We start from the raw sequence: 18212 nt of genomic DNA on the forward strand, positions 1-18212 counted from the left end.
GGTTACTCATCGGGTATCAAGAGTCATATTCGCGCATGGAAACGACCATGTCCCGACATTCACCCGACCATAGGCGATGACTTCGCGTTTCGGTCGCCCTCAGTTCCAGGGCAGCGCGGCCCTGGCCTGCCAATATGCGTCGGGCGACATGGCCAGAGCGGACAAATCGCGCAATTCGCCCGGTTCGAGGGGAATGGACTCCGCCGCGAGGTTCGTCCGGATCTGCTGCACGCTGACCGCCCCGGACAGCACCGTGTCCGCCCACGGCCTCGCGAGGACCGCCGCCAGCGCGACCGTGTCCGCGGTCAGGCCGCGCCCGGCCGCCACGCGCCGTACGGTCTCGGGCGGCTCGGCCGCCAGGCGGCCGTTGGCCAGCCCCTCCTTGACGATGACGTGCGCGCCGGCGTCATGCGCCTCGGCCAGGGCGTCGCCGGCGGAGGACTCCAGGACGTTCCATGTCGACTGGACCGTCGTGAACAGACGCCGCCCGGCGACCTCCAGCGCGAGCGCCCGGCGTACGGTCTCGGCCTGGGCGGGCCCGGAGGTGGAGAACCCGACGCGCACGCCCTCGGCGGCCAGCTCCGCCAGGGCGTCGAGCAGCGCGGCGTCGCCGAAGAGAGGACTGCCGGCGGTCAGGGAGTGCACCTGGTACACGTCGAGCCGGTCACCGAGGAGCGCCCGCGTCTCGGCGAGCTGCGCGCGGAACCGGTCCAGAGAGTGCTCCTTGACCTCGTGCACCCCGGCGTCGGTACGCCAGCCGCCGACGTAGGCGTACCCCCACTTGCTGGAGACCGTGACGTCGGTGTGCCCGCGCTCGTCCAGCCAGCCCGCGAGGAACTCCTCCGACCGGCCGTAGGACCGCGCGGCGTCGATCCACCGGACCCCGGCCGCGTACGCGGCGTCGAGCACCTCCCAGGTCGCGGCCCGCATCGCCTCGACCGTACGCTCCGCGGGCAGCGCGCCCTCGCGGCCGAGGTTGATGTACGCGGGCCTGCCCAGGGCCGCCAGCCCGATACCCATCCGCATGCGTACCGTTCCCCCGATTCTCACCATGTTCTTCCGGGTTTCCCGGCCAATCGGATGCCCACCGTCGTCGGCCGACCGGCTTTCGGTAACACTAGTGTCCCCGAATGTCCCGCGACGGGAGGGATGGCGGTGGGCGGCAGGCAGCAGGCCGAGCGGCTCCGGGCGTGGCTCGACGGGCCGACCGGCGTCTCTCGCGCCGACCTCGAACGCCGTACGCGGTGGATGCTCATCATCGCGGTGGGGGGCGCCAACCTCGCCGGTGCGCTGTTCGTCCTGGTGTTCTCGACCTTCGTGATGCCCGACCCGCCGGGGCTGTCCGACCCCGCGCGCGTGCGTCTGGTCAATCTGGTGGTGTTCTCCTCGTACGTGGTGTTCGGCGCGCCGTTCGGGATCGTGTGGGGGTGGCGGTTGTGCCGGCCGCTGCGCACCTTCGCCGCCCACGACGGGGAGCCGTCCGAGACCGAACGCCGCGCGGTCCTGCGCGGGCCGCTGCGGCTGATGGCGATGCAGGCGACGCTGTGGGGGTGCGGAGCCGCCGGATGGGCCGCCATCGACCTGGCCTACTCTCCGCTGCTCGCGCTCAAGGTGAGCATGATCACCCTGCTCGGCGCCATCACCACCTGCGCGATCGTCTACCTGCTCGCCGAACGCCTGCTGCGGCCGTTCGCGGCCGTCGTGATGGCGTCGCGCGCGACCCCGCGCGACGGATGGTTCGGCATCACGCCGCGCACCATGCTGGCCTGGGCGCTCGGCACCGGTGTGCCCCTGCTCGGCCTGGTCATCACCGCGGTGGCCGCCCTGGTGGTGAGCGGCATGTCGCTGACGCAGCTCGCGGTCACGATCCTCGTGCTCGGCGGGGTGGCGCTGCTGGTCGGGTTCGAGGTCACCTACATCGCCGCGCGTGCGGTCGCCGACCCGGTCCGGTCGGTACGGGAGGGCCTGGCCCGGGTCGAACGCGGCGACCTGCAGGCATCCGTTCCCGTGTACGACGCGGGCGAGCTGGGCGGCCTGCAGGCGGGCTTCAACCACATGGCCGCCGGCCTGCGCGAGAACGAGCGGATCCGCGACCTGTTCGGCCGGCACGTCGGCGAGGACGTCGCCCGGCACGCGCTCGAACACGGCGTCGCCCTCGGCGGCGAGGTCTGCGAGGCGGCCGTCATCTTCGCCGACCTCAAGGGCTCGACGCGGCTGGCCGCGACCCGGCCGCCCGGTGAGGTGGTCGGCCTGCTCAACGCGTACTTCGGCATCGTCGTCGAGGTCGTGTCCGCGCACGGCGGCCTGATCAACAAGTTCCAGGGCGACGCGGCGCTGGCCGTCTTCGGCGCGCCGCAGCCCCTGGAGGACCCGGCCGGTCAGGCGCTCGCCGCCGCACGCAAGCTGTCCCACCGGCTGCGGGCCGAGCTGCCCCAGCTGCACGCGGGCATCGGGGTGTCCTCGGGACAGGTCGTGGCCGGGCACATCGGCGCGGAACAGCGGCTGGAATACACCGTCATCGGCGACCCGGTCAACGAGGCCGCCCGGCTGAGCGACCTGGCCAAGAGCACCGACGAACGCCTCCTGGCGTCGGCCACGGTGGTCCGCGCGGCGCACGACGGCGAGGCGTCCCGCTGGCGCCTGGGCAACACGGTGACCCTGCGCGGCCGCCCCGCCCGTACCCGCCTCGCCTCGCCGTTCGGCCCGCCTCCCCCGCGGACGATCCAGCGGGTCCTGCGCATCCTCAACCACCGCAAGTAGGCCGGAACGACCGCCCGAGCGGCCCGGTATTCTTCCGCGACACGCAGCGATCGGAGCTCGGATGTCCCTGCCTCGTCGCGGCTGCCTGTTAACGGCGACCGCGTGCGCCGCCCTCCTCCTGGTGGGGGCGATCTTCATCGTCTGGCAGGTGCTGACCTGGGACCCTCGCGGGCCGGACGTGCGCGATCCGCGGGCCTGTCCGGGCAGCAACGTCTCCCTGGCCGAGGTCGCCGGGCACTTCGGAGTCACGATCCCGGCGGATGCGAAGGACCTGCGCTTCTCCTCCGACCTGCACCCGCTCTTCGGCGAGTACAGCCTGCAACTGTCCTTCCAGACCACCGCGTCCGGGCTGCACGCCTTCCTGGCCACAGCGGGCCTGCCCCGCGTCGACACGGCGGACGGCTCGGACGACGAAGTTCCCGCGCCGGTGGAGGGCCCGAGCTGCGGCTTCGGGTCGGTGTCCCTTTCCCATCCGCGCTATTACGGTGAGTTCCCGACCTCCACCGGACAGTTCGAACGTCAGGTGGCGGTGGACGAATCCGACAAAGCCCGGCCCCGCGTGGTCCTGTCCGCCTTGGATCTGTGAGCTCGTCACCAATTCTGTCAACGCATGTAAGCGGAGTTCTGCGGAGGTTGAGCCGGAATCCGTGTTGAATAGGCACCACGCTCGACGCAGCCGGAGTGCGAGGAGGGACGGTGTGATGACCCAGGCTCCGCACGTCTTGGGTTTCCAGGCCGATCGGCAGACCGCTCAGGCCTGGGCGTTCGACCGGATCGGGGAGCGCTACGACGAGGCGTTCCCGCACAAGGACGGTCAGCTCTCGGCCGTGCGCCGGCTGCTCGACCTGCTCCCGCCCCGGGCGCGGATCCTCGACGCCGGATGCGGCACGGGCTCACCGACCGCGCGGCAGTTCGCCGACGCCGGTCACTCGGTGGTCGGGATCGACATCTCCGAGGAGATGCTCCGGCTGGCCCGCCGGGACGTGCCGGAAGCGGAATTCCTCCACCGCCCCATCGAGGAGCTTGATGCATCTTTGGGGGAATTCGCGGCGGTCGTCGCGTTTTTCTCGCTGCTGATGCTGCCGCGGGCGGAGATCCCTCTCGCGCTCAAGAACATTCACGACCTGCTCGAGCCGGGAGGTCATTTCGTGCTCGGCATGGTGGAGGCGGACCTGGACGACACGCCGATCCAGTTCCTCGGCAGTCCCGTACGCGTGAGCGGGTACATGCGCGACGAACTGGTGGCGCTCGTCGCCGAGGCGGGGTTCGAGGTCACCGAGCTGCGCCACCTGACGTACGCTCCGGCCAGCGCCGAGCTCCTGCCCGAGGTGCAGCTGTTCCTGTTCTGCCGCCGCGACGGCCTTCGGTGAGGTGGCGGGGCCACGGGCGGCCGGACCCGTCCGACGTACACGAGCATCTCGCCTTCCTGCACGCCGCGACGGTGCGGATCGGCGGTGACCTGGAGCTGACACAGGTCATGACCTCGCTCTGCGAGACGGCGGTGCCGCGCGTCGCCGACCTCGCCGCGGCTTACCTGTACGAGGTGGTGCTCACCGACGGCGAACCGCCCGAGTCGCCCGAGTCGCCCGGTGCGCCGTCGGACGGCGTGTTACGCAAGGTCGCCTGCCACTCTGCCCCCGCCCGGCCGGACGGCCGGGGTGGCGCCCCGGCGGCTCACGCGCTCGTCGGCAAGGTCGCCGTCTCCGAGCTGACCGGCCCGTTCGCGGCCAGCGTCACCAGCGGGCAGCTCGTCGTGTGGCCCGATCCCGGCCCGGACGGCACGGATTCGGACGGCCGGGACACCGCCGGGCCCGGCCGCGCCGGTTCCGGCGGCCACGACGACCTCGGCTGCCTCCTGCCCGCGGCGGGGCCCGGGGCGCTCATCGTCGTCCCTCTCCGGGCGGGCCGGCACCTGCTCGGGTTCGCGGTGCTGCTGCGCTCGGCCGGGCGTCCCGGCTTCGACGAGACCGACGTGCTGACCGCCACGCTGATGGCCGACCAGGCGGCGCTCGGCGCGCACAAGGCGTTGCTGTACCAGCGGGAGGCGCGCGTCGCGGACGCGCTCCAGCGCAGCATGCTGCCCAAGCACCCGCCGCGGCTGCCCGGCGTGGAGATCGCCTACCGCTACCTGCCGGGCAACCCGGCCGCGCAGGTCGGCGGCGACTGGTTCGACGCCGTCCCGCTGCCCGGCAGCCGGGTCGCGCTCATCGTCGGCGACGTCATGGGGCACGGCGTGCACTCGGCCGCCACGATGGGCCAGCTCCGTACCGCCGTGCGCACACTCGCCGCCCTCGACCCTCCCCCGGACCAGGTGCTGCGCCACCTCGACCAGCTGTTCGAGGAGACCGTCGGGCAGTCCGGAGAACAGTTCCTCGCCACGTGCGTCTACTGCGTGTACGACCCGGTTGCCCGGCGCTGCGCGATCGCGAACGCCGGGCACGTCCCTCCGGTCTTCGCCTACGCCGACGGCCGTACGGAACTGGTCCCGGTGCCGGCCGGCGTGCCGCTCGGCGTGGGCAACGTCGCGTTCGAGACGATCGAGGTGCCCGCGCCGGACGGCACGCTGATCGCGCTGTGCACCGACGGCCTGGTCGAGACGCGCGACCTGGACATCACCGAGGGCCTCGACGCCCTGCGCGAGAGCCTGACGAAGGTGTCCGACCCGCCTGACGACCTGTGCGAGAACGTCCTGCGCGCCCTGCGCACCGGCGAACGGGAGGACGACGTCGCGCTCCTCATCGCGCGGTTCGACGGCATCCCGAGCGCCGGCGTCGCCAACTGGATCATGCGTCCGCACGCGCAGGCGCCGCGCCACGTACGGGGACTGATCGCCAGCACGCTCACCGGCTGGGGGCTGGAGGACCAGATCGACGCCGCCTCCCTCCTCGCCACCGAGCTCGTCACCAACGCGATCCGCTACACCACGCGCCCGATCACCATGCGGTTACTCCGCACCGAGACCCTGCTGTGCGAGGTCACCGACGACGATCCCCACCTGCCCGTCCTGCGCGAACCCGGCGACGACGACGAGTCCGGGCGCGGCATCTACCTCGTCGACAAGCTCTCCAGCCGGTGGGGCGCGAGCCACACGGCGGCGGGCAAGGCGGTCTGGTTCGAGCTCACGCTGTGACGTCTCCGGGCAAGGAACCCGGCGGACGGGGAGACCGGCGAGCGAGACCGGCGTCTGCCATCACCGCGGACCCCTGACCCGGCATACCGCCCGTTCACGTTATTGCGGGATATTGAGCGCATGAGTGAGCGCAGAAAGATCGAATGCTGGTTGACGGACATGGACGGCGTCCTGGTCCACGAGGGCCAGCCGGTGCCCGGGGCGCGTGAGTTCCTGGAGCGGCTGACCAAGGCCGGGCGACGGTTCCTCGTCCTGACGAACAACTCGATCTACACGCCCCGGGACCTTCACGTACGGCTGCGAGCGGCCGGCCTCGACGTCCCGGTCGAGTCGATCTACACCTCCGCGCTGGCGACCGCGCAGTTCCTGCACGACCAGCGGCCGCACGGGTCGGCCTTCGTGCTGGGCGAGTCTGGGCTGACGACCGCGCTGCACGAGGTGGGGTACGTCCTGACCGACATCGATCCCGACTACGTCGTCCTCGGCGAGACCCGTACGTACAGCTTCACCTCGATCACCCGGGCGATCCGCCTCATCGACAACGGCGCGCGGTTCATCGCGACCAACCCGGACCCGATCGGCCCGTCGGCCGAGGGCTCCCTTCCCGCGACGGGGGCGGTCGCCGCGCTGATCACCAAGGCCACCAACGTCACGCCCTACTTCGTCGGCAAGCCGAACCCGCTGATGATGCGCAGCGCCCTCAACACCGTGGGCGGCCACTCGGAGACGACGGCCATGATCGGCGACCGGATGGACACCGACGTCGTCTCGGGCATGGAGGCGGGCCTCTACACGATCCTCGTCCTCACCGGCGTGACCCAGGCGGGCGACGTCGACCGCTTCCCCTTCCGCCCGTCACGCATCACCGACTCGATCGCCGACCTCGTGGACATGGTCGACGACGAGCCGGGGCCGGAAGTTCCGTGACTCAGACGGGCGCGTTCGGGCGGACGTCCGGCCGACGCGCGCCGGTCCGGTGCGTCTCGCCGCTCCCGGTCCGGCCGGCCCGGGCGAGGTACGACAGCGCGGCCGCGGCGACGAACAGCAGAGCGCAGCCCCACGCGAACCAGTCGCCGAGCCGGGTGTACAGCGTGGCGACCGCCCGCGTCGGCAGGTCGGCGGTGACGGAGACGATCGACGCGCCGGACGTACGCGCCTCCGCCCGTACGCGACCGTGCGGGTCGCTCACCGTCAGCGCGCCCTGCCGCGAGGCGCGCACCAGGGTCATGCCGTTCTCGACCCCGCGGGTCACCGCCATCCGGCTGTGCAGCCACGCGTCGTCGGTGAAGTCCCAGGCCGGCGCGAACAGCGCGGTGGCACCACTGCGTCGGTAGTCGCGTACGAGGCCGGGGAAGTCCAGATCGAAGCAGATGGCGATGGCCCAGCGCGTGCCGGTGCCGGGCACGAAGGCGGTTCCGTCACCCGGCGTGAGGGCGCTTTCCGCACCGGGGACCAGATGCCGCTTCACGTAAGTGACCGGGCGTCCGCCGTCGGGCGGGAGGTCGACCGCCACGTTGTACAGCGCGCCGCCCCGCCTGAGGACCAGCCCGGCGATGATGTCGGCGTGCCGCTCGACCGCGAGGCGGGACAGGGGACCCGTGAGCGCGGGCAGGCTCGCGTCATCGGCCATGAACACCTTCTCGGGGAGCACCACCACGCGGATGTGGGGCGCGGTCAGGGAGCGGATCCGGGCGGTGTACGCGTCGAGCAGGTCCCGGCCGGCGGGGGTGTCCACGGAGACCGGATCGATCGTCCGGTCGGTCGACACCAGCGCCGCCCGTTCGGTCTGCCGGCCGTCCGGGGAACGCAGCCGCCACCCGCCGTACCCCAGCGCCAGGACCAGGACCGTCGCCGCGGCCACGGCCACGCGCAGCCGTCCCTTCGCGTCCGGTGCGAACAGGGCCGCCACCGCGGCCGGCGCTCCCATGACGAGGAAGGTGACGCCCCACACGCCGGTGATCGACACGGTCTGCAGGACGGGCAGGACACCGGCCTGGCTGTAGGCCAGGCTCCACCAGGCGCCGTTCGGCGCCGTCAGCGACACCGTGTACTCCACGGTGACCCAGCCCGCCGGGAAGGCGGCGGCCGCCAGCAGGGGCCGCCCCCGCAGCAGCAGCGCCCGCGTCGGCAGGACCACGAGCCCGAAGAGCAGGGCCGAGCCGACGATGATGAGGACGACCATGGGCGGCGGTATCCGCACGGTGCCGAGGAAGTACCCCCACATCGCCGTCTCGCCGCCCAGCCACGCGACGGCGGCGGCGCCGAACGCGGTGCGTGCGCGCACCCGCGGTGCGAGCATCAGCACCGGAAACGGCGCGAGCCAGGTGAGCCACGGCACCGGCCGCAGACCGGTACCGAAGTGGAACAGCAGCGCCGACGCCACCGTGACCCCGGCCACAGCGACGACCGACCGACTCTTCGAGACCACCGACCAGTCTCCTTTCGCGATGGGAACGGCGTCGATCCTTCTCGCGTCGGCCTGGTCGGACATCGCCGGGAAGTATGAACACGACCTCACTCGCGCGGGCCATCCGCGGCCGGGCCGCGAGCGACGCCGGCCCGTACGCCGCCGGAGCCGGTCACCCCGGGAGGCCGACGAGGGCGACGGGGCAGTCGGCGTGGTGGATGACGCCGTGAGCCACGGAACCGAGCCGGGTCTCGCGGCGGCCGGGCCCGACGACGAGGAGGACGGCACGGGAGGAGCAGGCCGTGAGCGCGCCCACCGGGTGCGCACGGGGCGTCTGCTCGACCACGCCGACATCCGGATAACGCGCCCGCCAGGGGGCGAGCGCGTCGTCGAGGCGGTCACGGGTCACGGCCTCGGCCTCGCACACCGAGACGGTGGGCAGCATGGCGGGTACCTGCCAGGCGTGTACGACGTGGACCCACGCGTCGCGCAGCGCCGCGGCCTCGAACGCGTACCGGAGCACCGCCTCGGACGCCTTGGACGCACCGGACGCCTCGGTGTCCTCCGACAGGTCCACGCCGGCGAGCACCTCGTGCCGGCGCTCCCGGGCCTCGCCGCGCACGACGACCGTCGGGACCGGGACGTGGGCGGCGAGCCGCAGTCCGGTGGAGCCGAGCAGCATCCCGGCGAATCCGCCGAGCCCGCGATGGCCGACCACGATCTCGCCCGCCCGCCGGCCCTGTGACCGCAGCGCGCGTACGGGCGCGTCGAAGACCAGTTCGCTGGTGACCGGCAGGCCGGGACGGGCCTTGGCGGCGCGTTCGACGGCCTCGGCGAGCACGTGCTCGCCCGTCTCCGTCAGTGACTCGCAGGTCCCGGGCACCGTGTAGAACGGCATGTCGTGTTCCCAGCGTTCGGCCGCGTGCACGATGTGCAGCGGCCGGCGTCTCAGGGTCGCCTCGTCCGCGGCCCATTCCACGGCGAGGTCGGCTCGGGACGAGCCGTCGGTTCCGACGACGATCGGCTGGATCATGATGTCTCCTGGTGGTCGGCGCGCGGCGGGGCCCCGTCGGCCGCCGCGGCTGCTTCCCCCAGCGTCTCGGCGGCGACCGGACGTCAGAAAGAGGTCGAAAGTCCCCTATATGAGGTCCGTCCGGGGTCGCTCGCCTCGGCCGGAGGCACTCGGGTCAGTCGCGGCGCAGCGGGACCCGCCAGTCCAGGACGCTCCCGCCGCCCTCCCGGTCGCGAATCTCGAAGGAGCCGCCGAGGGCGCGGGCCCGTTCGGCGAGGTTGCGCAGGCCGCTGCGCCGGCCGCACGGCGGGATGCCGGTGCCGTCGTCCTCGACCACGAGCACCAGGGAGTCGCCGGCGTCGACCGTGACGTGCACGTGGCGCGCGTGCGCGTGCCGTACGACGTTGGACAGGGCCTCCTGGAGCACGGCGACCAGATGTTCGCCGGTCTCGGCGCTCACCGCGGTGTCCAGCAGGCCCTCCAGGCGTACGGCGGGCGCGAATCCCAGGCTCTCCGTGGCCCCCTGGACGACCTCCAGGATCCGTTCGCGCAGTGCGGGATGGGCGCCGGGCACCGCCTGCAGCGCGAAGATCGTCGAGCGGATCTGGCGGATCGTCTCGTCGAGGTCGTCGACCGCGCGCTGGACCCGTACGGCGACGTCGGGCCGGTCGGTCATCTTCATCGCGCTCATCAGCGTCATGGCCGTGGCGAACAGGCGCTGGATGACGGTGTCGTGCAGGTCCTTGGCGATCCGGTCCCGGTCCTCCAGCAGGACGAGGCGCTCCGCGTCGCGGCGGCGTTCGGCCAGCTCGATGGCGACCGCCGCCTGGGCGGCGAACGCCTCCAGCAGCCGCTGGGCGGACCTGGTGAAGGCCGGGCGGCCCGGAGCGTTGGCCACCGCCAGCACGCCGCGTACCTCCCGTCCGGTCCCCATGGGGACGATCAGGACGGCCTCCAGCGGCACGGGCGGCGGTGACCTCACCTCGCGGGCGGCCTCCCCGGCGTCGGCCAGCAGCAGCGACTCGCCGGTGCGGAACACCCGCCCGGCCAGCACGTCGTCGATCCGCAGCCGGCGCCCGGCGAGCGCGTCGGCGTGCTCCCCGTCGGCCGCCTGGACGGTGAGCTCCTCCCCCTCCGCGAGCGCCACCATGGCGTAGCCGGCGTCACAGATCTCCCGGGCGCGCCGCGCCACCAGGGTGAGCACCTCGGCCGGCGCGGTGCCGGACAGCAGCGAGGTGGACACCTCGGCCGAGGCCTCCCGCCAGCGTTCGCGCCGCCGGGCCTCCTCGTAGAGACGGGCGTTCTCGATCGCCACACCGGCGGCCGTGGCGAGGGCGGCGACCACGCTCTCGTCGTCCTTGTCGAACTCTCCGCCCCCGGCCTTCTCGGTCAGGTAGAGGTTGCCGAACACCTCGTCGCGCACGCGTACGGGCACGCCCAGGAACCGGCGCATCGGCGGATGGGCGGGCGGGAACCCCGACGAGGCCGGATGCGTGGAAAGGTCGGCCAGCCGGATCGACGCCGGTTCCTTGATCAGCAGGCCGAGGATGCCCTGGCCCGTCGGCCAGGAGCCGATCGCCTTGATCTCCTCCTCGCTGATGCCGACGGTCACGAACCGCGACAGCCGGTCGTCCTGGCCGATCACCCCGAGCGCTCCGTACCGGGCGTCGACCAGCGCGGCCGCCGCCTCGACGATCCGGTGCAGCACGGTGTCCAGCTCGAGATCGCTCTCGATCGAGACGACCGCGTCGAGGAGCGCGTGGACCCGGTCTCGGGTGGCGAGCACCGCCGCCACCCGCGACTGCAGTTCGGCGAGAAGATCGTCCAGCCGTAGCTGCGGCAGCACCCGGCCCGCGCGATCGTCCCCGGGCCGCCCTTCAGGGCGCACGGCGCATGCCTCCCGTTCTCCGCGTCAACGTCCTGCCCCGATCGGCAAGTCCTGCTCAGACCAGTATGAAAGACGAGGTCGGGCGGCATTTCGGCAGGACCGCTCCAGGTCCTACCCAGGCGAAGGTCCTCCCCATCGGGGCCCGATGCGGAGGAATGGCGGGCCTCGCCGGGACCTTCGCCCCTGCCCGCCGATCGGAGCCCCGGGGAGTATCGAGCCATGAGACTCGACGCGAACGGGATCGAGGTCCTTGATCGCGACGACTGCCTGGCGCTGATGCGGTCCGTGACGCTCGGCCGGGTGGTCTTCACCGACCGTGCGCTGCCCGCGATCGAGCCGGTCCACTTCGTGTTCGACGGCGACGACGTGATCATCTCGATGCCGCCGGGCTCGAAGCTGGCCTCGGCCCGCGGTGCGGTCGTCGCGTTCGAGACCGACGCCTTCGAGCCGGGCAGCCGCTCGGGCTGGTCGGTCACCGTGATCGGGGAAGCACGGGTCGTCCGCGTCGCCACCGAGATCGAGCGCCTCTCCCGGCTCCCGTTGAGATCGTGGGCCCCCGGAGGCCTCGGCTACTTCATCCGCATTCGCGGCGAGTACGTCAGCGGACGGCGGATCCACCCGACCTATCTGGAGGCCACACGATGACCTCGAGCTTCGAGGAGAGCCTCGTTGGCGACGTGATGTCCACCGAGGTGCTCACCGTCGCGGCCGAGGAGACCACGCTCATGGCGTGGGAACTCATGCGCCAGGGCGGGTATCACCACGTGCCGGTGGTCAGCACCGACGGTCACTGCATCGGCGTCCTGGACGCCGAGACGATGGCCGCCGCGTGGGACGGCGGCGGACCGGACCGCATGCGCATGCCGGTGAGCACGGTCGTGGGCCACCGCCTCATGCCGCAGGTCGGCGTCTCGGACTCGGTCGCGGCGGCGGCGCGGGCGATGCTCGCCGCCCAACTGGACTTCGTGGCCGTCACCGACGGCGAGGACCGGCTCGTCGGACTGATCACCGCACGGGACCTGGTCGCCGCCGTAGCGGGACGCAGGCACCGGCCGACGCCGGGCCACCTGGGACGCCCGACGCTGTACCGCATCGAGCCGGTGCTGCCGAGCCGGTACGCCGAGGGCGGTGCGGCGCCGCGCGGACCCCGGGCGCCGCGCTGACCGCCGGTCACCGCGCCGAGCCCCGATGCCGGGCGCGACGGGGCCGCTGAGTGTGCGCCGAGTTAGCGCCGAGTGAGCCGGCGGGGCCGTTCAGCAAACGAGAGAAGGCAGGATGACACGGCAGATTAACATCGGGTTCCGCGCCCCCTCGGCCGCCCACCTGGAAGAACGCATCCTTCAACTCGAGACGAAGGTGGCTCTTCTCGCGCACGCCGTGCAGGCCCTCTCCCGGGAACTGCACGAGCACACCGACCCGCCGCCCGCCCGCTGACGGCGCCCGCCTGCGCACGGCGGTCCGGACCGGCGAAGGACCCCTCCGGACCAGGCCGAAGGGGTCCCGTCACCGGAGGCTCAGCCGATGCCGGCGCCCAGGGCGCTCAGCGCGGCCGGGACCGGCTGGAAGAACGTTTCGCCGCCGGAGCTGCAGTCGCCGCTGCCGCCGGAGGTGAGACCGAGCGCGGTGCCGCCGTCGAACAGCGCACCGCCGCTGTCACCGGGCTCGGCGCACACGTTCGTGTCGATGAGCCCGTTGACCGTGCCCTCCTCGTACGTCACCGACGCGCCGACGGCGGTCACGGTGCCGCCGTGCACGCCGGTCGTGCTGCCGCTGCGCTTGACGGACTCGCCGACCGTCGCGTCACCTGCGCCGCTGATCGCCTGCGTGGAGCCGTTGTACAGGTCGACCTCGCTGGGGTGTGAGGCGCTGCCCGTGTACGTGGCGATCGAGTAGTCGTTGCCCGGGAACACGCTCTTTCCGGTCGTGGCGAGCTCGCTGCTCTCGCCCTGGTCGGAGTACCACGTACTGACCACGTTGCCGCAGTGCCCGGCGGTGATGAAGCCGGCGGCGCCGCTGCTGGTGGTCACGTTGAACCCGAGCGAGCAGCGGTAGCCGCTGCCCCAGATGGCGTCGCCGCCGCCGATGAGCGGACGGAACTTTCCGCTCACGTGCCGGATGCGGACGGCGGCGCCCTGCGCGGACGCGGCCTTCTCGACCTTGCTGAGACGGTCGCCCGTGACAGTGCTGTCAACCGCGACGACGACCTGGTTCGTCTTCGGGTCGATCATCCGCGCGGTACCCGGCACCGCGGCGTCGTCCAGGGCCTTCTTCGCCGCCTGGAGTTGCGCGCCCGTACGTGCGACGGTCTTCGGTGTCGCCCCGGCGGCCTTGACGGTCTTCGCGTCGGCCGCGTTGGTCACCGTGACGACCAGCTGGTGCGAGGCGTCGATATACGCGCCGGCGGAACGGGACCCGAGCTGCCGGGCCAGGTCAGAGGCGACCTTCGACTGCGGGGTGGGGCTCGGGGTCGCCGCATGGGCCGCGGGGACGACCGCGATCGCGAGGACTCCGGCGGCCGCGACGGCCATACCGGTACGCCGGGTCAGGGGAATGGACTTCAACGTGCCTCCCAGTTCGTCGGGCACGCCCGTGTGGCGCGCCCCGGGACGGCATGGGCACTGGCGCTCGGCTCCCGGCGGCCCGGGACATGCCGACACGATGGCATTTCCCGCGGCTGCCGGAGCGGGGGGTGAGAACCGGCTGCCTAGCCATCAGAAACCCTGACAAGGCTTGTAAACCCCGCGCAAGGGGGTTGGAACGTCCCAATCCGGCCATTTCGCCTCGGAGGTCACCGTCCGTCATCCGTTCCCGCGAGTGTGCGGGTCGTGGCGTCGTCGGTGCATTCACGCCACGTACGGGGGAACGAACGGCGGCATGAGACGACGGGAGTTCATCGAAGCGGCGGTGTGGGCCGTGGTCCTGTTCGCGGTGTACCTGGCGATCATCTCCACCATCTCACTGACCGAGATCGTGGTCGGAGCGATCAGCGGGGTCGTGTGGGGCGCGGCGGCGGTCCTCACCCGCCGCACGTTGCTGGCCTCCGACAACGACGAGATCTACTGGCCCCGCGCCGGATGGCTGCGGTGGTTGCTGCGCCTGCCGGACCAGGCCGTCAGCGGATTCGTGCGCCTGCTGGTGCACCCGCACGGGGCGTTCGCCGAGATCCGCCTGCCCCGAGACGATCGGTCGGCGGCGCGACGCGGGTTCGGCGCGCTGGCGCTGTCCGTCGCGCCGAACACCTACGTGGCGGACGTCGACCCCGACCGGAACACGCTCATCGTCCACCGGATCGGCGACCGGCCGTCCGCGCTCGAACGCGAGGTGACGCGATGACCGCCCTGGCCGTGGGGCTGCCGGCCGCGTTCGCGCTGCTGGTGGCCGCGCTGTTCCCCTGCCTGCTCGCGACACTGCGGGGCGAGCCGGTGGACCGGCTCGCCGGGCTCATCATCGCCGGGCCGGCCGCGACGCTCGTGCTCATGCTGCTGGCCGCCGGGTACGGGCGGCCGGCCTACCTCGACGCGGCGTTCGTCATGGCGCTGCTGTCGTTCGCCGGCTCCCTGGTGTACGCGCGCTTTCTCGGGGGCACCGCGTGAGCGTGGCGAGCGCCGTGCTGATCTGGGCGGGCACGGCGCTGATGGCGTTCGCCACGCTGTGGCTGCTGCTGAACCGCGACCGCTTCCTGCGCCTGCACTTCATCTCGATCGGCTCGGTGATCGCCACGCCCCTCGTGACCGCCGGGCTCGCCCTCGCGCCGTGGTCGTCCTGGCACGACGTGGTGAAGATCATCTTTATCGGGCTGCTGCTCCTCGTCACCGGGCCGGCGACCGTCATCACCACGGCGCGCGCCGGAAGGCGGGTCTCCCATGAGTGAGGTGCTGATCATCGCCGCCCTGCTGCTGACGGCGTTCATGGCGACCGCGGTCGTGCTCACCCGCGACCCGGCGCGGCAGGCGATCGTGCTGTCCGGGTACGGAATCGTGCTGGCGGTCCTGTTCGTCGTGCTCCAGGCGCCCGACGTGGCGATGTCGCAGACCGGCGTCGGCACGGTGGTCGTCCCCCTCATCGTGATGCTGGCGATCCACGCGATCCGCCGCCACCACACGCGCGAACCCGACGAAGGAGACGAGTCGTGACCGGCCGGGTGCGGCTGCTCGTGCTGGCCGTCGGCGGCATCGGGCTGGCGGTGCTGTTCGCGCTGGCCGCGTTCCGGCTGCCCGGGTTCGGCGGCACCGTCCACCCGTACGGCCAGCGGACGCTGCCGAACGCGCTCGCCCACCACACCCCCAACGTCATCTCCTCGATCAACTTCGACCAGCGGGCGCTCGACACGCTCGGTGAGGAGCTGATCCTCATGGCCTCCGCGCTCGCCACCGTTCTGGTGCTGCGGACCGTGCGCGCCGAGCAGGAGGAGTCCGCGGGCGAGCACGCGTACGGCGCCGCCCAGGTCTTCGACGCGCTGCGCATCACCGGGTACCTGCTGCTGCCGATCACGCTGATGACGGGCGTCTACATCGTCGCGCACGGTTACCTGTCCCCCGGCGGCGGTTTCCAGGGCGGCGTGGTCCTCGGCAGCGCGATCCATCTGGTCTACCTGGCCGGCGACTACCCCGCGCTCGCCCGGATCCGGCCGATTCCGATGTTCGAGACCGGCGAGGCGCTCGCGGCGGGCGCGTTCGTCGTGCTGGCGCTGTGGTTCGCCGGGCAGGTCAAGGCCATGAACGCGGTGGTCGGCCTCGAGGTCGGCTGCGCGTTCGTGCTGGCGCTGGCCAAGTTCTTCGAGCAGGCCCTTCTCGTGAGGAAGGACTCATGAGCGAACGGAGTGAGCGAATCGGCGACACAGCGTCCATGGTCTCTCCCCCGACGAAGAAGGGCTCATGAGTCATCTCCCCTACCTGATCCCGGGCTGGATCCTGCTCGTCGGCATCTACGGCATCGTGACCAGCCGGAACCTCGTCCACGCCGTCGTCTGCCTGTCGGTGGCGCAGTCCGCGACGTACGTGCTCCTGCTCACCGTCGGCTACCAGAAGAAGGCGACCGCTCCCGTCTTCTCCGACATCAAGCCCACACGGAACGTCGTCGACCCGCTGGTGCAGGCGATGACGCTCACCGACATCGTGGTCGGTGCGACGGTGACCGCGCTGCTCCTCGCCCTCACGGTGCAGGTGGCCAAGCGCCGCGGCACGGTCGACCCGGACGAGCTGCGCTCGCTCGAACCGTGATCCTGCAACTCGCGATCGGGCTGCCGTTCGCGGTGGCCGCGCTGCTCGCGGCGGTGGGGCGGCGGCTGCCGCGGTTCGCCGCCGACGCCCTGGCCACGGGCACGGTGTCCGCGCAGATCGTGCTGCTCGCGTTGGTGCTCGCCCAGGGGGGCACCACGGTGTGGATGGGCGGCTGGGGCGAGGGCGTCGGCATCGCCCTGGTCGGCGACATGACCGGGGCCGGACTGGCGCTGACGGTCGCGTCCGTGGCGCTGTGCGCGCTCGTCGTCTCCTGGCACTACTTCGACGACGTTCAGGCGATCTTCCACACGCTGGTGCTGCTGTTCAGCGGCTCGATGTGCGCGTTCACGCTCACCGGGGACCTGTTCGACGCCTTCGTGTTCTTCGAGCTGATGAGCGTCGTCGCGTACGCGCTGACCGGGTACCAGCCCGAGGAGCCGGAGACCGTGCACGGCGCGCTGAACTTCGGCATCGTGAACTCCCTCGGGGCCTATCTCACCCTCACCGGCATCGCGCTCGTCTACGCGCGTACGGGCCAGCTCGGCTTCGCCGCGGTCGGCCGGCACCTGCACGGCCACGACGCACTGGTGACCGTCTCCTTCGTCCTCATCTGCACCGGTTTCCTGGTGAAGGCGGCGGCGGTGCCCTTCCACTTCTGGCTGGCGGACGCGCACGCCGTGGCGCCGACGCCGGTCTGCATGCTGTTCTCCGGCGTGATGGTGGAACTCGGCGTGTACGCGGTGGCCCGGACGTACCTGACGAGTTTCGCGCACGCCGTCCCGGCCGCCCCGGTCCGTACGGCGCTGATCGTCTTCGGCTCCGCGGCGGCGCTGCTCGGCGGGGTCATGTGCGTGCTGCAACGGCACATCAAGCGGCTGCTCGCGTACTCCACGGTCAGCCACGTCGGTCTTCTCCTCGTCGGCCTCGGCCTGCTGCGCGCGGACGCGCTGGCCGGCGCCGCCTGGTACCTGATCGGCCACGCGGGCGTGAAGGCGGGCCTGTTCGTCGGGGCGGGGGCGCTGCTGAACCGGTACGAGACGGTCGACGAGCACGACCTGCACGGCCGTGGACGGTCGATGCACCTCACCAGCGCGATCTTCCTCCTCGGCGGCGTCGGCCTGGCGGGCCTGCCGCCGTCGGGCACCTGGGCGGGCAAGGCCCTGATCGAGGAGGAGGGCGGGCACTGGATCCTGGCCCTCGGCATCATCGCGTCGGCCCTGACGGCGGGGGCGGTGCTGCGGGTGTGGCTGCGGGTGTTCCACGGCGTGGGGCAGCGGCTCCCGGGCACCGACGACCACCACGACCCGGAGACGGAGGTCAGGCTGTCACGGCTGCCGTGGACGATGCTGGCGCCGGGCCTGCTGCTGGTGATCGCGGGACTGCTGCTGGGACTGCTGCCGGGTGCGGTGCTCGGGCACGCCGTCGCACCGCTCCTGCCCGGAGCGGAGCCGGCACCGTGGACGGTGAAGAGCGTGGTGTCGGGCCTGCCGGCGGTGGCGCTGGCGTTCGGGATCGCGGTGCTGGGCGTCCGGGGTCACCTGCCGCGCGCGACCGTGCTGCACCGCCTGCACTCCGGGCACGTCGGCGACTATGTGGCCTGGCTGCTGGCGGGCGTCGCCCTGTTCGGGGTGCTGCTGCTGGCCTGACGCTACTTCACGGGACAGTGAACGGTCACGGAGACGTACCGCGACGCGGGCACCGTGGCACGGACGGCGGGCCAGGTGAGGTCCGTCTCATGGGTCCGGATCGTGTCATGGCTCGCGTGGGCGTGACGCGGTGGCCGCCGGCGACCGGTT

Annotated in this window: 20 protein-coding genes; 15 read left to right on the plus strand and 5 right to left on the minus strand. The window is 72.2% G+C overall.

The genetic code is table 11. From position 1 onward, the window contains the following. Positions 1-99: 99 nt before the first annotated feature. Positions 100-1026 carry an aldo/keto reductase gene (locus ABEA10_RS46590; protein ID WP_345475122.1) on the minus strand — a complete coding sequence of 309 codons (927 nt, stop codon included), beginning with the start codon at positions 1024-1026 and terminating at the stop codon, positions 100-102. Between the two features lie 129 nt (positions 1027-1155). Here ABEA10_RS46590 and ABEA10_RS46595 point away from each other — a divergent pair, with 129 nt between their 5' ends. From ABEA10_RS46595 to ABEA10_RS46615, 5 genes are all read left to right on the plus strand, one after another. Next, on the plus strand, positions 1156-2760 hold the full coding sequence (locus ABEA10_RS46595; RefSeq protein WP_345475123.1) for an adenylate/guanylate cyclase domain-containing protein: 1605 nt from the start codon (positions 1156-1158) through the stop codon (positions 2758-2760). A 61-nt stretch (positions 2761-2821) separates the two neighbouring features. Continuing rightward, on the plus strand, positions 2822-3346 hold the full coding sequence (locus ABEA10_RS46600; RefSeq protein WP_345475124.1) for a hypothetical protein: 525 nt from the start codon (positions 2822-2824) through the stop codon (positions 3344-3346). Positions 3347-3461: 115 nt separating this feature from the next. After that, entirely contained in the window at positions 3462-4130 is a 669-nt protein-coding gene (locus ABEA10_RS46605; protein WP_345475125.1) for a class I SAM-dependent methyltransferase, read from the plus strand. After that, positions 4127-5890, plus strand: coding sequence for an ATP-binding SpoIIE family protein phosphatase (locus ABEA10_RS46610; protein ID WP_345475126.1), 1764 nt, complete (start codon positions 4127-4129; stop codon positions 5888-5890). Before ABEA10_RS46605 ends, ABEA10_RS46610 begins: the two co-directional genes overlap by 4 nt. Before the next feature lie 120 nt (positions 5891-6010). Then, complete coding sequence (locus ABEA10_RS46615) at positions 6011-6817, plus strand: HAD-IIA family hydrolase (RefSeq protein ID WP_345475128.1); 807 nt, start codon at positions 6011-6013, stop codon at positions 6815-6817. 1 nt (position 6818) lies between these two features. On the opposite strand, the gene ABEA10_RS46620 is transcribed toward ABEA10_RS46615, so the two are convergent. The 3 genes from ABEA10_RS46620 to ABEA10_RS46630 form a co-directional block, all read right to left on the minus strand. Beyond that, positions 6819-8318, minus strand: a complete 1500-nt coding sequence (locus tag ABEA10_RS46620; protein WP_345475129.1) for a nitrilase-related carbon-nitrogen hydrolase — start codon at positions 8316-8318, stop codon at positions 6819-6821. 151 nt (positions 8319-8469) lie between these two features. Further along, positions 8470-9330 carry a universal stress protein gene (locus tag ABEA10_RS46625; RefSeq protein WP_345475130.1) on the minus strand — a complete coding sequence of 287 codons (861 nt, stop codon included), beginning with the start codon at positions 9328-9330 and terminating at the stop codon, positions 8470-8472. A gap of 154 nt (positions 9331-9484) precedes the next feature. Next, positions 9485-11197, minus strand: coding sequence for a GAF domain-containing sensor histidine kinase (locus tag ABEA10_RS46630; RefSeq protein WP_345475131.1), 1713 nt, complete (start codon positions 11195-11197; stop codon positions 9485-9487). A gap of 219 nt (positions 11198-11416) precedes the next feature. Here ABEA10_RS46630 and ABEA10_RS46635 point away from each other — a divergent pair, with 219 nt between their 5' ends. The 3 genes from ABEA10_RS46635 to ABEA10_RS46645 all read left to right on the plus strand — a co-directional run bounded on the left by ABEA10_RS46635 (position 11417) and on the right by ABEA10_RS46645 (position 12631). Then, positions 11417-11842: a pyridoxamine 5'-phosphate oxidase family protein gene (locus tag ABEA10_RS46635; protein ID WP_345475132.1), complete on the plus strand. Its 426-nt coding sequence runs from the start codon at positions 11417-11419 to the stop codon at positions 11840-11842. Next, positions 11839-12360, plus strand: a complete 522-nt coding sequence (locus tag ABEA10_RS46640; RefSeq protein WP_345475133.1) for a CBS domain-containing protein — start codon at positions 11839-11841, stop codon at positions 12358-12360. Before ABEA10_RS46635 ends, ABEA10_RS46640 begins: the two co-directional genes overlap by 4 nt. Positions 12361-12472: 112 nt before the next feature. Then, a complete protein-coding gene (locus ABEA10_RS46645; RefSeq protein WP_345475134.1) occupies positions 12473-12631 on the plus strand; it encodes a hypothetical protein in 159 nt (52 codons plus the stop codon). Positions 12632-12711: 80 nt separating this feature from the next. Here the strand turns inward: ABEA10_RS46645 and ABEA10_RS46650 are convergent, their stop codons facing one another. Further along, positions 12712-13758 carry a S1 family peptidase gene (locus ABEA10_RS46650; protein ID WP_345475135.1) on the minus strand — a complete coding sequence of 349 codons (1047 nt, stop codon included), beginning with the start codon at positions 13756-13758 and terminating at the stop codon, positions 12712-12714. Positions 13759-14071: 313 nt separating this feature from the next. On the opposite strand from ABEA10_RS46650, the gene ABEA10_RS46655 reads away from it, so the two are divergent. The 7 genes from ABEA10_RS46655 (at position 14072) to ABEA10_RS46685 (ending at position 18062) form a co-directional block, all read left to right on the plus strand. Next, positions 14072-14530 (plus strand): hypothetical protein, encoded by a 459-nt coding sequence (locus ABEA10_RS46655; protein WP_345475136.1) that lies wholly within the window; start codon positions 14072-14074, stop codon positions 14528-14530. After that, complete coding sequence (locus ABEA10_RS46660) at positions 14527-14790, plus strand: MrpF/PhaF family protein (protein WP_329261593.1); 264 nt, start codon at positions 14527-14529, stop codon at positions 14788-14790. Before ABEA10_RS46655 ends, ABEA10_RS46660 begins: the two co-directional genes overlap by 4 nt. Further along, positions 14787-15068 (plus strand): monovalent cation/H(+) antiporter subunit G, encoded by a 282-nt coding sequence (locus ABEA10_RS46665; protein ID WP_329261590.1) that lies wholly within the window; start codon positions 14787-14789, stop codon positions 15066-15068. The genes ABEA10_RS46660 and ABEA10_RS46665 overlap by 4 nt, the downstream gene beginning before the upstream one ends. After that, positions 15061-15330, plus strand: coding sequence for a Na(+)/H(+) antiporter subunit B (locus ABEA10_RS46670; protein ID WP_345475137.1), 270 nt, complete (start codon positions 15061-15063; stop codon positions 15328-15330). The genes ABEA10_RS46665 and ABEA10_RS46670 overlap by 8 nt, the downstream gene beginning before the upstream one ends. Beyond that, the gene (locus ABEA10_RS46675; RefSeq protein WP_345475138.1) at positions 15327-16007 is read left to right on the plus strand and encodes an MnhB domain-containing protein; all 681 of its coding nucleotides are present in this window, start codon (positions 15327-15329) and stop codon (positions 16005-16007) included. Before ABEA10_RS46670 ends, ABEA10_RS46675 begins: the two co-directional genes overlap by 4 nt. A 64-nt stretch (positions 16008-16071) precedes the next feature. Then, positions 16072-16416, plus strand: a complete 345-nt coding sequence (locus ABEA10_RS46680; RefSeq protein WP_345475139.1) for a sodium:proton antiporter — start codon at positions 16072-16074, stop codon at positions 16414-16416. Continuing rightward, positions 16413-18062 carry a complex I subunit 5 family protein gene (locus ABEA10_RS46685; protein WP_345475140.1) on the plus strand — a complete coding sequence of 550 codons (1650 nt, stop codon included), beginning with the start codon at positions 16413-16415 and terminating at the stop codon, positions 18060-18062. Before ABEA10_RS46680 ends, ABEA10_RS46685 begins: the two co-directional genes overlap by 4 nt. The last annotated feature ends 150 nt before the right edge of the window (positions 18063-18212 follow it).

Origin of the sequence: Actinoallomurus oryzae, from assembly GCF_039541955.1 — a bacterium.
Classification (GTDB): Bacteria; Actinomycetota; Actinomycetes; order Streptosporangiales; family Streptosporangiaceae; genus Actinoallomurus; species Actinoallomurus oryzae.

Bases quoted from the DNA above. Each gene is read 5' to 3' on its own strand.
- ABEA10_RS46590 (WP_345475122.1), bottom strand. From the start codon at position 1,026: ATGCGGATGGGTATCGGGCTGGCGGCCCTGGGCAGGCCCGCGTACATC.
- ABEA10_RS46600 (WP_345475124.1), top strand. From the start codon at position 2,822: ATGTCCCTGCCTCGTCGCGGCTGCCTGTTAACGGCGACCGCGTGCGCC.
- ABEA10_RS46605 (WP_345475125.1), top strand. From the start codon at position 3,462: ATGACCCAGGCTCCGCACGTCTTGGGTTTCCAGGCCGATCGGCAGACC.
- ABEA10_RS46615 (WP_345475128.1), top strand. From the start codon at position 6,011: ATGAGTGAGCGCAGAAAGATCGAATGCTGGTTGACGGACATGGACGGC.
- ABEA10_RS46625 (WP_345475130.1), bottom strand. From the start codon at position 9,330: ATGATCCAGCCGATCGTCGTCGGAACCGACGGCTCGTCCCGAGCCGAC.
- ABEA10_RS46635 (WP_345475132.1), top strand. From the start codon at position 11,417: ATGAGACTCGACGCGAACGGGATCGAGGTCCTTGATCGCGACGACTGC.
- ABEA10_RS46640 (WP_345475133.1), top strand. From the start codon at position 11,839: ATGACCTCGAGCTTCGAGGAGAGCCTCGTTGGCGACGTGATGTCCACC.
- ABEA10_RS46645 (WP_345475134.1), top strand. From the start codon at position 12,473: ATGACACGGCAGATTAACATCGGGTTCCGCGCCCCCTCGGCCGCCCAC.
- ABEA10_RS46655 (WP_345475136.1), top strand. From the start codon at position 14,072: ATGAGACGACGGGAGTTCATCGAAGCGGCGGTGTGGGCCGTGGTCCTG.
- ABEA10_RS46660 (WP_329261593.1), top strand. From the start codon at position 14,527: ATGACCGCCCTGGCCGTGGGGCTGCCGGCCGCGTTCGCGCTGCTGGTG.
- ABEA10_RS46670 (WP_345475137.1), top strand. From the start codon at position 15,061: ATGAGTGAGGTGCTGATCATCGCCGCCCTGCTGCTGACGGCGTTCATG.
- ABEA10_RS46680 (WP_345475139.1), top strand. From the start codon at position 16,072: ATGAGTCATCTCCCCTACCTGATCCCGGGCTGGATCCTGCTCGTCGGC.